This is a genomic window from Cellvibrio sp. (assembly GCF_053579595.1).
On record NZ_JBRFPI010000107.1, the window covers coordinates 1 to 12000 of the forward strand.

11 protein-coding genes are annotated in these 12000 nt (G+C 47.2%); 3 read left to right on the forward strand and 8 right to left on the reverse strand.

The window, feature by feature from the left end:
* The 3 genes from ACWA6V_RS08730 to ACWA6V_RS08740 all read right to left on the reverse strand — a co-directional run.
* Positions 1-387, reverse strand: a 387-nt coding sequence (locus tag ACWA6V_RS08730; protein WP_449522121.1) for a leucine-rich repeat domain-containing protein, incomplete at its 3' end; no start/stop codon positions are given.
* 34 nt (positions 388-421) lie between these two features.
* A complete protein-coding gene (locus tag ACWA6V_RS08735; RefSeq protein ID WP_449522122.1) occupies positions 422-1174 on the reverse strand; it encodes an anti-sigma factor in 753 nt (250 codons plus the stop codon).
* Positions 1156-1725: an RNA polymerase sigma factor gene (locus ACWA6V_RS08740; RefSeq protein ID WP_449522123.1), complete on the reverse strand. Its 570-nt coding sequence runs from the start codon at positions 1723-1725 to the stop codon at positions 1156-1158. Before ACWA6V_RS08740 ends, ACWA6V_RS08735 begins: the two co-directional genes overlap by 19 nt.
* A gap of 278 nt (positions 1726-2003) precedes the next feature.
* Here ACWA6V_RS08740 and ACWA6V_RS08745 point away from each other — a divergent pair, with 278 nt between their 5' ends.
* The gene (locus ACWA6V_RS08745) at positions 2004-3194 is read left to right on the forward strand and encodes a carbohydrate-binding protein (RefSeq protein ID WP_449522124.1); all 1191 of its coding nucleotides are present in this window, start codon (positions 2004-2006) and stop codon (positions 3192-3194) included.
* Between the two features lie 130 nt (positions 3195-3324).
* A complete protein-coding gene (locus ACWA6V_RS08750; RefSeq protein ID WP_449522125.1) occupies positions 3325-4353 on the forward strand; it encodes a family 16 glycosylhydrolase in 1029 nt (342 codons plus the stop codon).
* 89 nt (positions 4354-4442) lie between these two features.
* Here ACWA6V_RS08750 and ACWA6V_RS08755 read toward each other — a convergent pair whose 3' ends face one another.
* The 5 genes from ACWA6V_RS08755 to ACWA6V_RS08775 form a co-directional block, all read right to left on the reverse strand.
* The gene (locus ACWA6V_RS08755) at positions 4443-5588 is read right to left on the reverse strand and encodes a helix-turn-helix domain-containing protein (RefSeq protein ID WP_449522126.1); all 1146 of its coding nucleotides are present in this window, start codon (positions 5586-5588) and stop codon (positions 4443-4445) included.
* Positions 5589-5684: 96 nt separating this feature from the next.
* The gene (locus ACWA6V_RS08760) at positions 5685-7301 is read right to left on the reverse strand and encodes a methyl-accepting chemotaxis protein (RefSeq protein ID WP_449522127.1); all 1617 of its coding nucleotides are present in this window, start codon (positions 7299-7301) and stop codon (positions 5685-5687) included.
* Between the two features lie 44 nt (positions 7302-7345).
* Positions 7346-7801 carry a cache domain-containing protein gene (locus ACWA6V_RS08765; RefSeq protein ID WP_449522128.1) on the reverse strand — a complete coding sequence of 152 codons (456 nt, stop codon included), beginning with the start codon at positions 7799-7801 and terminating at the stop codon, positions 7346-7348.
* Positions 7802-8087: 286 nt separating this feature from the next.
* The gene (locus ACWA6V_RS08770) at positions 8088-9575 is read right to left on the reverse strand and encodes a SulP family inorganic anion transporter (protein ID WP_449522129.1); all 1488 of its coding nucleotides are present in this window, start codon (positions 9573-9575) and stop codon (positions 8088-8090) included.
* A 305-nt stretch (positions 9576-9880) separates the two neighbouring features.
* A complete protein-coding gene (locus ACWA6V_RS08775; protein ID WP_449522130.1) occupies positions 9881-10210 on the reverse strand; it encodes a DMT family transporter in 330 nt (109 codons plus the stop codon).
* Between the two features lie 284 nt (positions 10211-10494).
* Here ACWA6V_RS08775 and ACWA6V_RS08780 point away from each other — a divergent pair, with 284 nt between their 5' ends.
* A complete protein-coding gene (locus ACWA6V_RS08780; RefSeq protein ID WP_449522131.1) occupies positions 10495-11865 on the forward strand; it encodes a family 16 glycosylhydrolase in 1371 nt (456 codons plus the stop codon).
* Positions 11866-12000 lie beyond the last annotated feature (135 nt).

Genomic DNA, 12000 nt, shown 5'->3' on the forward strand with positions numbered 1-12000 from the left:
GGTTAATTCCAAAGCCGTCATTTTATTGCCAAAAATATACAACTCCTCAAGCGCCGGTAATTCACTGAAGTTGACCTGGGTGATTTTATTTTTAGCGAGATTGATATGGCGGAGGTTCGGTAATTTTCCGATGCTCGCTCCAGTGAGCTGGTTATTGTAGAGCGATAGTTTTTGCAGCTGCGGGAATTGTTCAATACCTTCAAGCGAGGCGATATTTTTTGAGTGGCATTCAAGCGCGGTGATATCGGCAAGGCTCTGCCAATTTTTTTTCGCTGCCAATTCCTGCACACATTGTTTGAAATTGGCATCTTGCAAAGGAATCTCCAGCGCTTGGGTAACAGCGCTGGCGAGCAACAACAGTAAACCGCAACAGAGTTTTTTCGTCATGGCATAGGTTCGCAGGTGAGATAGATGCGGCGCATTATATGGCCTTCTTCACCTGTGCGAGGAGAACGCAAACACCTTTTGCCAAGACCACGTCACTGGGTTCATCTAACGGCGAGCCGCCTACGTCTTCCTCCGTCAGGATCAAATGTGAGGAATCTTTAATCAGCCGCCACTGTGGGACTGTGAGTGGCAATTGCTGGATATCGGTTTGCGCAAATACACCGAGTGGCCGGATTTGGCCATCGCGTTTGGAAACCGCCCAGAGCTGCAGGTTTTTATCATCCGCAATCTCCACCGCTTCCCATTTCAACCAGAGCTGCGCGCCACCAGTGGCGGTGAGTACGGTCAATTGCGGTGCACCTGTGTCGTCGGTCAGTACGGCTACATAATCGGCATTGGGTTGTTGCAGTGGGTCGCGCGCCATCAGCAGCCAGATACATACCGCGAGCATCACAGTCGCAAACGCGGAGACACTGGGCCAGAGCCAGGCAAATCTGGATGGCCGCGTATCAGCCGGGCGCGTTTGCTGTTGTAGACGCGCCTCAATACCGCGCCAGACTGCCGGGTCGGGTTTGATGCCTTGTTGTTCATCGCTAAGGCTCATGAGCTGCTCTTCCCAGAAGCTGACCTCTGCCTGCAGAGCCGTATCGCTGCGCAGGCGCTGTTCACATTGCTCGCGTTCGGTACCGCGCAGTACACCGGTGACATAGTCGAACGCGAGGCTCTTGTCGTCTAAAGGTGGCTCGGGTGTTTGGCCTCCAGACGCACTTATTTGCTTTCTAGGCATAGTCTCAACCTTTCAGCGCCGCGATGCAGCCAGGATTTAACGGTGTTGGTATTGGTGGCAAATTGCTGCGCGATCTCTTCGCGCGAGTAGCCATATAAATAGGCTAGCTCGATACTGCGTTTAATGTTATCGCCCAACGTAGTCAGGCATTGGTGCAGATGAAACCTGAGCTGGCTGGCGCCGACACTGTGCTCGGGTTCATCGCCACCGGGTATATCTTCTATCCCTTCAGGATGGGCGACAAACTTATCGCTAATCCGCTTCTCTGAAGCGAGCCGATCCAGCGCCCGGTAGCGCGCGATACTGGCCATCCAGGTCAGCGGCTTGGCGAGGTGCGGCCGGTAGCTGGCCGCGTTATTCCAGATTTGCAAAAACGCCTCCTGCAATACCTCGTTGCTCAGCTCTTTGGATTTCAGGATGCGCCAGGCGATAGCATTCAAGTAGGGGCTCACCCGCTCAAACAGCGTTTTTAGCGCGGCCTGGTCGCGCAGCGCGCAACGGGCGATGAGGTTGATCAGCTCATCGTCCTGATTTTCAGTCGGGGCAGTCATCTCGGGATTCGTTCCTTATTCGGGGTGTTTGATCCCATCTACGGTTCAACGGCCAAAAAGTTGCAGGTGTCATATCAAACTTTAGGTGCCACTTCAGGTTTTCTGCGCGCCATTTTAGGTTTAGTGCGCACCACTTCAGGTTTTCTGCTCAAACTGGTGCGACCAAGTTTGGCAATTTGGGGAGTATAAGCTCGTGGCAGGCCGCAGTCGCCACGGTCTACTACAGACAAAAGCGTTTCTAACTATTACCTCTAATAAATAAGATAAAGGTATTCGCTATGTTCAAACTTAATCGCTATACCGGCGTGCTCTTTGCGTTCGCCACCCTGATCGGTTTCACTGCCACCAGCCCTGCCGCCGCCAAACCTTATAAAGCTGCGGAAATCTACTCGAAGCAAACCTACAAATACGGCCGCTATGAAATGCGTATGCGTGTTGCCAAGGGCAGCGGTGTATTGTCCACTTTCTTCACATACAAAAATGGTTCCGAGCAAGCCGGTACCTTTTGGGAAGAAATCGATATCGAGATCTTCGGTAAGAACAATGCCACCCAATGGCAGAGCAATGTGATTATCGGCACCAACCGCCCCACCACCAAAACCGAAGGTGTACATACCATGCCCTTTTCGCTGGGTGATGGCTACAACACTTACGTGTTGGAGTGGACGCCGAATTACATCGCCTGGTTTGTGAATGGCGCCCAGGTTCGTCGTATTAACGGTGGCCAGTTTGTCACCAGTTTGACCAGCCCGCAGGATCTGCGTTTTAACCTCTGGGCCGCAAACATTGCCGAATGGGTAGGCGCGTGGAACCCCAATATCCTGCCGGTCTACCAATTTGTGAACTACATTGAATACAAACCCTATGTGGCCGCGACCAATAGTTTCGGTACCGGCTGGCGCGATGACTTTAACAGCTTCGATACCAATCGTTGGAACAAGGCCAACTGGACCTTCGGTGAAAACCTCGCGGATTTTGACCCTAACAACGTAGTCGTGAAAAACGGCACACTGGTACTGGCACTGACACGCGAAGGCCAGACCGGTTATACCGGTACACCTCCGGTCGATGGCGGCACTGGTGGTGGCAGCAGTAGCAGTGCGCCCGCCGCATCTATCACCATCCAAGCGGAAAGCTTTAATGAAGTGGGCGGCAGCGTCACCGTATCCGGTGGCACCGTGGGTTATATCGATGCGGGTGAATGGTTCAAATACAACAATGTGAATATTCCGCAAACCGGCACTTACAAAGTGGAATACCGTGTAGCCTCGGCGCTCACCACTGCCCAATTTACTCTGGATCGCAACGGCGTAGGTTTGGGAACCATCAGTGTGCCCAACACCGGCGGCTGGGGTACCTACCAGACGATCAGCCACAATATTTACCTGAATGCTGGCGTACAAAGTTTGGCGATTTACGCCAACAGCGGTGGTTTTAATATTGATTGGATCAAGTTAACTAAAATCTAAACCTGTTTCAGCCTTTGGGAGTTGCGGGCACCTTGCTTGCACTCCCGTTTTTATTTTTTGTCGTGTTATTTTTTCTCGTTTATTTTTTACTACTGCGTTTTAAAACTGTTTTTGTCACTGAGGTAATGTTATGCGTCGTTTGTTATGTGTTTTCCTGGCGATCACCATGGGATTAGTCGCTCATCTTGTTAATGCCAAGCCTTACAAAGGCGCGGAAATTTATTCCAGCGATAGCTATTTATATGGCCGCTATGAAATACGCATGCGCGTGGCCAACGCCAGCGGTGTGTTATCGACTTTCTTTACTTACAAAAACGGCTCGGAAGTGGGTAATACCTTTTGGGAAGAAATTGATATTGAAGTGTTTGGCAAAAATAATGCGACCGAATGGCAGAGCAATATAATCCTCGGTAGCTCACGCCCGACCATCCACACCGAACAAGTGCATACTGCGCCTTCATCGCTCGCGGATGCCTACCACACCTATGTCGTTGAGTGGACACCCGATTATGTCGCCTGGTTTGTGGATGGCGTGGAAGCGCGTCGCATCACTGGCACCAGCACAGTGACTAGTCTTACCAATCCACAATCATTGCGTTTTAATATTTGGTCATCCGAATCAGTGCCTTGGGTAGGCGCGTGGGATGATACCGCACTCCCTGTTTATCAGTTCGTAAACTACATCGACTACAAAGCCTACAACACCACCACCAAAACATTTGAAGGCGGCTGGCGCGATGATTTCAACAATTTTGATAGTGCGCGTTGGGGCAAAGCCAATTGGAGTTTTGATACCAACCGCGTAGATTTTGCACCTGAAAACGTAGTGGTAAAAGATGGCATTTTGGTACTCGCATTAACCAAAGAAAACGCCACCGGTTTTAGCGGCACACCACCAGCGGATGCGCCTGCAAGTAGTTCAAGCGCGAGTTCAGTTGCCGTTTCAAGTTCAGCAGCAAGCTCGATAGCCGCTTCAAGTGCTGCGCCCAGTTCAATCGCCGCTAGCAGTGTTGCAGTAAGTTCCACCGCAGTAGCAATGTCATCAGTAGCCACTTCCAAAGCGACTAGCGGGGGTGGTTCGGGTGGTGGCGGTGCAGTGAATTTATTGTGGTTAGTATTACTAGGTGGATTGGCACTCGTAGGTCGCAACAATAAATAAACATCTGGACTCCTGCGTTCGCAGGAGTGACGAAACATTTGCCATTCAACTGTATTTTTCGTCATACCCGCGAACGCGGGTATCCATATTTATTCGGCAGCGGATGTTTGTTTTCTAAACTCCGCCGCTGACATCCCGGTATAGCGTTTAAAAAACCGGTGAAATGACGACTTACTGTTAAACCCGGACTCCAGCAAAATATCCAGGATAGTCATCTCCGCATATTGCGGATCAACCAGCATCTGCTTCGCGCGATTCACGCGATACTCATTCACAAACTCAAAAAAATTCGTATTGAATTCCTTATTGATAATGCTGGATACCTCGCGAAAATGAATACCCACCTGCCGCGCAAAATCTTCAATATTCAAATTTTGTTTCAAATACAGCTGCTGCTTCTCCATGGTATTGCGAATGCGCGCAATGGCATCGGGCGATATTTCTGCCGGCGCAACTACTTCTTTTTCTTTGAGCTTTTCTTTGGTTTCCAGTAATTGATGTGCATACAACAAACTGTACACAAACAGTGCGTTCACCAACACAAAGGTAATGTAGTTGTCGAAAATGCCAAAACTATCGGCGATGGAAAAACTCACTGTCTGCCCGAGCAAATGCACGACGAGCGACCAGAACCAATTGAGCGCAAAACCCAATGTCAGTAGTAGCAACCAATAGGGACCTTGCAAACTCAAACTGGAATAAAATTGTTTTAGCTGCTGTTTGTAGCGATAAATTTCCAGCGCTGCCGCAAAGGCATAAACCACCGGTAAAATTTTCAAGTAATGCCATAAATAATTCGTAAGCTGAATGGAATATTCTGTGTGAGTAGCAGACTGAAACCGCAGCCGATCACTATCCAAACCACCCCAGAGCACCCATCCGACAACCGCGAATAAATTCAATAAATGCAGCGCGTCTTTCACACGCAGGGAGAAATTTGCCCGCGTAATCGCCACCACATACAAATACAGACACACACTTTTACCGACAACCGCCGTCACCAATCCCAGTGACAGCACCATTTTCGCCACTTCGCTGTGCAAGCCAATATAGTCGTTCCACAACAACAAATTACACAGCGCACTCGCACCCACGCACACAAAAAATCCCGACAACAACTGCGAGGCAATCGCCTTTTGTTTGGATAACAACCATTGGAAAATCACCAGCAGCACGCAGACAGCGAGGGTGAGTACGAGGATAAGGTCGTGGATATTGAAGATGGGGGTTTTCATGGGTTGGTACGGGTCTTTTTTATTGTAGGAAGGTAAAGTCTAGCAGGTGGGATTAAGACCGAGTATCACATAATCGCAAGCGCATTCCTGATCCGTTTAAATACTAAATCGGCTTACCATTTTTTGAATGTTAACCGAAAGTTCATGCAAGCGCGCAATAGCTTCATTAGCTGTAACAGAAGCTGCATTGTTTTGCTCTCCCAGTTCGGCAATTTGGTGAACTTCCTGAGCAATCATCTCACTGGCAGTGCGCTGCTCACGCAATGCTGAGCTCATTTCACTGACCATCTTTGTGACCTCAGAAATCCTGGAAACAGTTTGCCCGACTGCTTCTTCTGCCGTAACAGCAAGAGCACTGCCATTATCAATCAGGCTCACGCCCGACTGCATACCACTCACGGCGTTGGAAACGCCGACCTGAATGGCGTTGATCATCGCTGTAATTTCAACCGTTGAAGATGCTGTGCGCGCCGCCAAGCTACGCACCTCATCAGCCACCACGGCAAAGCCTCTACCTTGTTCACCAGCGCGAGCAGCCTCTATGGCTGCGTTCAACGCCAGCAGATTAGTTTGATCTGCGATGCTTTTAATGACATTGATAATGTTGGAAATTTGCTCAGATTCTTTGCCTAAAGACTCGACAACATGGCGCGTGTCTTGCGAAGAAACGTCAATTTTTTGCATAGACTCTTTAACTCGAATCAACCCGTTTTTACCTTCACCAGCAAGTTGACTCGACGTGCGCATCGCTTCATCAGCAGCCTGTGCATGCGTATTGATAACACTGATGTTCATCGACATTTCTTCGACTGCAGATGCCATCGTTGTTGCAGCTTTAAGTTGCTCGGCAATGCCATATACAATCGTTGCTGAGGAACCATGTAAACTCTGGCTCATGGACTGCAAGGTTCGCGATGCTTCGATTATACCGCTAACAATACCGTGTAAATTTGATTGCATATCTTGTAATGACGCTTCTAATTCAGCAATTTCATCTGTGCCATTTACTTGAATTCTTCCGGTTAAATCGCCCAGCGCAATACGTTTTGCAATATTGATTGTCTGCCTTAGAGAGGCAATAATTTTTCCACTCAGCCACAGACTAATTAGGATACTAAAGGCGACAGCAACAACTAAAATGATGACAAAGCCAAGAATTGCGCGCGATGACGTTTCAACCGTTTTTTTGAATTGCTGCTCAGCAGATTTATCAGCACTATCAACTAATGACTGTATTTTTTCCTGCAATGATAGAAAAGTCTTATCCGCAGTTTGCATGGAAGTCAAACCCATATTAGGGTCAATATCTGCCATTTCTATTGAGCCGGCTATTTCCTTTTTATAGGTGGCTAAACTTGCCAGTACCTCTTCTATAGTATTTTTTTCATCTGCGGCTAGTTCACTTTCTGTCAATAGCCTTTGAACTCTACGCATAGCATCATCCAGATTTTTATCGATCTCAGCAGCAGCGGTTTTAATTTGATTTGCATCATAATTATTCAACCACGTAAACAACCGATAGACACCGATATTTGCCGCGCGCGCATCATCCAAGCTAGCAACACTTAACTGGTACTTTTGAAACTGTACTTCATATATATCGCGCGCCGAATGCTCCATGGTTCTCATGGCCATCACAGCCACAAAACCTAGAATAACCATGAATACCAAAACCATGGAAGGCAAAGACAGTAATTTTCCGCGTATTTTCATCTACACTCTCGCGCGATAATGAACATTGTTGTTAAAGTTTGATATCAGCGCTTATAGATACCGGCGCAAACAATAGTTTCATCCACTTTTTCACAGTAGGCAGATTTAGGTAGGATTTTTTTGGTAACAGGGTCTGTAAATTTATAGTCCTGCCAAAAATTCCCTTTAGATTTAGCTAGTTGAACGCGCTCTTTGATGAACTCTTTACCATCTGCGTCTTTAAAATCTATCAGCTCTTTTCCGACTTGTTTTGGATTTTGACCATGAGCTAATGCTTTGCCACCCATGCTGTAGACAACAACGTAAACATCGTTCTTTATGAAATCCGGACTCTGCCCGGTAAAATCACTATATGCGGTGTCAGCGCCAACAGATTTTATGTGTCCGATTGCCTTCTTTACCATCGCTTCTGCATCAGCAGTGGTTCCGAACTCTTCTGCGTGCAAAAAGCTAGATACAATCGCGATTATAAAAGCAGATGTTATAGCGAAAATTTTCATTTTAAATTCCTCATATAGCCAACATTAATTTAGGAAAAAACCCAGATAAACTTGAGCATAATTTAAGCTTATACCCAAACGACTGCTTCGCAAGTTGGCGAAAGATGATTTTTTCGGGCGATTACACGAAAGGGCGCGTAACCAAAAAACATCGCTAAATTAACGAATTTTCAACCTCGTTATGACGTCACCCTCAGGCAATTCAATGCGGCGGTATTGAAAAAGGCAAGTATAGTTAAAGGGCTTTTGCTTGCAGCAAATTAATTTGTACTGAGTGTGGTGAGATTTAATGCCCCATTACCTGCGTAATATCTTCCGGTTTATGGTGCACACCAAAATCATCCACAATGGTAGTAGTGGCTTTGTTCATATTGATTACATCGACATCAACGCCTTCTCTGCGGAATTTCAGTACGACTTTATCCAATGCAGCGACTGAGGTGATATCCCAAAAATGCGCGTGGGTTAAATCGATGGTGACTTTGAGCAACTTTTCTTTCAAATCAAAACCGCGCACAAACATATCTGCCGAGCGGAAGAAAACCTCGCCAAAGACTTTATAAGTGCGCTCGCTGCCGTTTTCATTCAACTCGGAAGTCACTGCCATGTAATGGCCAATTTTGTTGGCAAAAAACATCGCCGCCATAAGCACGCCAATAAATACACCGTAAGCAAGATTGTGAGTGGCAACAACTACAGTGACCGTGGTGAGCATAACAATATTAGACGAGAGCGGATGTTTTTTCAGGTTTCGGATCGATGCCCAACTAAAGGTTCCAATCGATACCATAATCATCACCGCCACCAACGCAGCCATTGGAATGACAGAGATCCAATCACTTAAAAATACCACCATAATGAGTAACAGTGCACCAGCAAGAAAGGTGGATAAACGCGTGCGGCCGCCCGATTTCACGTTAATAACCGATTGACCAATCATCGCACAACCCGCCATACCGCCAAGCAAACCCGTGGCGATGTTAGCAACGCCCTGGCCTTTACACTCGCGATTTTTGTCGCTAGTGGTGTCGGTCATATCATCCACAATCGTGGCGGTCATCATCGATTCCAACAAACCTACCGCAGCCAGTGGAATCGAGTAGGGCAAAATAATTAACAAGGTTTCCAAATTCAGCGGTACGTCTGGCCACAGAAAAATCGGCAAGGTGTCGGGCAGTTCACCCATATCACCCACGGTGCGAATATCAATTTTAAAAATAAGTGCGATGACTGTAAGCACTAAAATGCAGACGAGTGGTGAAGGAATTATTTTTCCGATTTTTGGAATATAAGGAAATAAATAGATAATACCCAGGCCAGCAGCGGTCATTGCATACACATGCCAGGTCACATCGGTCAGCTCTGGCAACTGTGCCATAAAAATCAAAATCGCCAACGCATTTACGAAACCCGTCACCACTGAACGCGAGACAAACCCCATCAAGTCGCCCAAGCGCAAATAGCCCGCGACAATTTGAATCAGCCCTGTTAACAAAGTCGCCCCTAATAAATATTGCAATCCATGCTCTTTTACCAGCGTGACCATCAACAGCGCCATTGCGCCTGTTGCGGCAGAAATCATCGCAGGGCGACCACCGGCAAAAGCGATCACGACTGCCATAGAGAAGGAGGCATACAAACCAATTTTCGGATCAACACCGGCAATAATCGAGAAAGCAATTGCTTCAGGAATTAGCGCGAGCGCAACCACCAAACCCGATAGAAAGTCGCCGCGAATGTTGGAAAACCATTGTTCTTTTACTGTCGTTAACATAACGAGATACCTTTTAAAAACCGAAAATATAGGAAAATCAAAAAACAGTGCGGCAATAGAAAAACCATTTTCGAGGCAGATCGAAAATGACATTACTAACGCAGATTGATATAAAAACTGAAAAATACAAAGCAGCGCACACCAGCAAATGCCGGACGCAAAATCAACGAGAGAGGGAAACTAAGGCGGCGTTAACGCCGAGGGCAACAAGATCATGACAGAGACAACTTCGCAGATGAAAGTGCCGGCACCTTATCAGCCGACGCTATTTATGACAAGGTTAACAAACGCTCGATACCCGACCATCAGTTAGCAGAGGGCACCGCCAACAACTTCAACCCAATAATGCCCGCGATAATCAACACAAAACACAGCAAGCGCAACAGGCTGGCATCTTCATTCAGGGCGATGATGCCGTAAGCCGCTGTGCCAACCGCACCTATGCCAACCCAAATCGCGTAGGCAGTTCCTATCGGTAAAGTGCGTACCGACAGGGATAACAAATACATACTGGCAGCGATAAATAGCAAGCAAAACAGGCTCGGCCAGAGCTTGGTAAAACCGTCCGTTTTTGGCATAGCAGCCGCGTAAAAAATCTCACACAAACCCGCGGCCAACAAATAAATCCAGCCCATTAATTCCCCCTCGAAAACATGTCAGGCGTCCCACTTCAAGAAACCGAGGTGGGACTTATATCCGAAACAGAGCACTTATTACCTAAATCGCAAATTGGCAGGACTTCTATAGTAAATAAGTTTAATTTGGCGCCAAAATAATGAAAATTGCGCCTATTTATTACCCAAAAGCGTGCCTATGATTGTTTTACGCGCTTTGTGATACCCGCCCCACCTCACAAAAGCGAAACAGGATGTGAACAAAAAATCTAATAAAGCTCTACATTCCCATGAGGATAACAACTATGCGTCACGCTTTTTCCCTATTTATTAAACAATCCACGCTTCCGCTACTTGGCTCTGCCCTGTTTGGGCTTTGCGCCTTACCGGCTCATGCGGTTGTGTTTCAAGCCGAGTCTTACAACAGTTATTACGATACCTCTGCAGGTAACTCAGGCGGCAAATATCGCACCGACAACGTCGATATTGAAAACACAAACGATCCTACTGGCGGTACTTATAACGTTGGCTGGATCGAGCCAAACGAGTGGCTCGCGTACTCCAATCTGGTGATTCCTACTACTGGCAGTTATACCATCAAGATGCGCGTTGTGAGCCCCGCAGGTGCAACCGCAGCGGTCGACTTGAACGGTGGCAGCATCCCCTTGGGTGACATGGTTATTCCCGCTGCAGGTAACTGGACCAATTGGACCACTGTCACCAAAACCGTGAATCTCAATGCAGGCACCTACAGCTTGGGTGTTTTTTCCAAATCAACGGGGTGGAATTTTAATTGGATTGAAGTGGTAGCCAATAGCACGCCACCTTCAAACTTACCTACCGCTTACCCGGGCTATACCGGAGTTTATTCTGGCTATACCCTGAAGTTGGATGAACGTTTTAATAGTTTGAACACGGCTATTTGGGCAAAAGGTGATGGCGCTGTTGGTGGTGAATCCATCTGCCGCTTCCAACCCCAGGGTGTGCAAGTCGTTAACGGGAATCTGGAATTGGTCATCCGCAATCAATATGTAGCTGGTAGCTATTCTTACGACCACAAAGCTGAAAAAGGTGCTTACAACTATTCCTGTGGCGAATTGCGCACTGTTCCATCCAAACGAATCAAATATGGCCGCATTGAAACACGTATGAAGGCGCCGGCGAGAAATGTTGCCACTGGCTACATCTCTTCACTCTTCACTTACAAACACGAAGGCTCGCCGAGAGAGTGGGAAGAGATTGATGTTGAATTGGAAGGTGGTCGTCCCGATAAATTCCAAGCCAACTTAATTTACGGTGTGAACGTTGTCGATTGGAATGGCACTCGCCAATGGGGTGCATGGGAACACAAGATCGACATAGCACCTGCTGACCAATGGCGAGTCTATGCCATTGAATGGACGCCTTCTGCAATTAAATGGTATGTGGATGGTGTGTTGCTGAAAACCCTGGATCAAAACTGGATTGACTGCAATCCATCCTGTGTTGCACCGCAAGTGTCTTACACGCCGATCCCGGACAATTTGACTGAATTGATGATGAATTTCTGGATCCCCAACGACGGCATTCAAAACGTTTTCGGTGGAAACAAGTACGGCAACGTTTATCCCATGGTCACGCAATACGACTGGATTCGAATTTATCAGTTGAACACCCATCCTCTAACCAATTGGTAGCATTCAAGTTTGGTAAAACCTGCACGAAAAAAACCACCAGCGATGGTGGTTTTTTTATGGCCCCAATAAAAGACTTGCTCACGTTTAGATCAATATATACACTTATTCATATATATAAAAATCCATATGCAAGAT

Bases quoted from the DNA above. Each gene is read 5' to 3' on its own strand.
- ACWA6V_RS08735 (WP_449522122.1), bottom strand. From the start codon at position 1,174: ATGCCTAGAAAGCAAATAAGTGCGTCTGGAGGCCAAACACCCGAGCCA.
- ACWA6V_RS08740 (WP_449522123.1), bottom strand. From the start codon at position 1,725: ATGACTGCCCCGACTGAAAATCAGGACGATGAGCTGATCAACCTCATC.
- ACWA6V_RS08745 (WP_449522124.1), top strand. From the start codon at position 2,004: ATGTTCAAACTTAATCGCTATACCGGCGTGCTCTTTGCGTTCGCCACC.
- ACWA6V_RS08750 (WP_449522125.1), top strand. From the start codon at position 3,325: ATGCGTCGTTTGTTATGTGTTTTCCTGGCGATCACCATGGGATTAGTC.
- ACWA6V_RS08755 (WP_449522126.1), bottom strand. From the start codon at position 5,588: ATGAAAACCCCCATCTTCAATATCCACGACCTTATCCTCGTACTCACC.
- ACWA6V_RS08760 (WP_449522127.1), bottom strand. From the start codon at position 7,301: ATGAAAATACGCGGAAAATTACTGTCTTTGCCTTCCATGGTTTTGGTA.
- ACWA6V_RS08765 (WP_449522128.1), bottom strand. From the start codon at position 7,801: ATGAAAATTTTCGCTATAACATCTGCTTTTATAATCGCGATTGTATCT.
- ACWA6V_RS08770 (WP_449522129.1), bottom strand. From the start codon at position 9,575: ATGTTAACGACAGTAAAAGAACAATGGTTTTCCAACATTCGCGGCGAC.
- ACWA6V_RS08775 (WP_449522130.1), bottom strand. From the start codon at position 10,210: ATGGGCTGGATTTATTTGTTGGCCGCGGGTTTGTGTGAGATTTTTTAC.
- ACWA6V_RS08780 (WP_449522131.1), top strand. From the start codon at position 10,495: ATGCGTCACGCTTTTTCCCTATTTATTAAACAATCCACGCTTCCGCTA.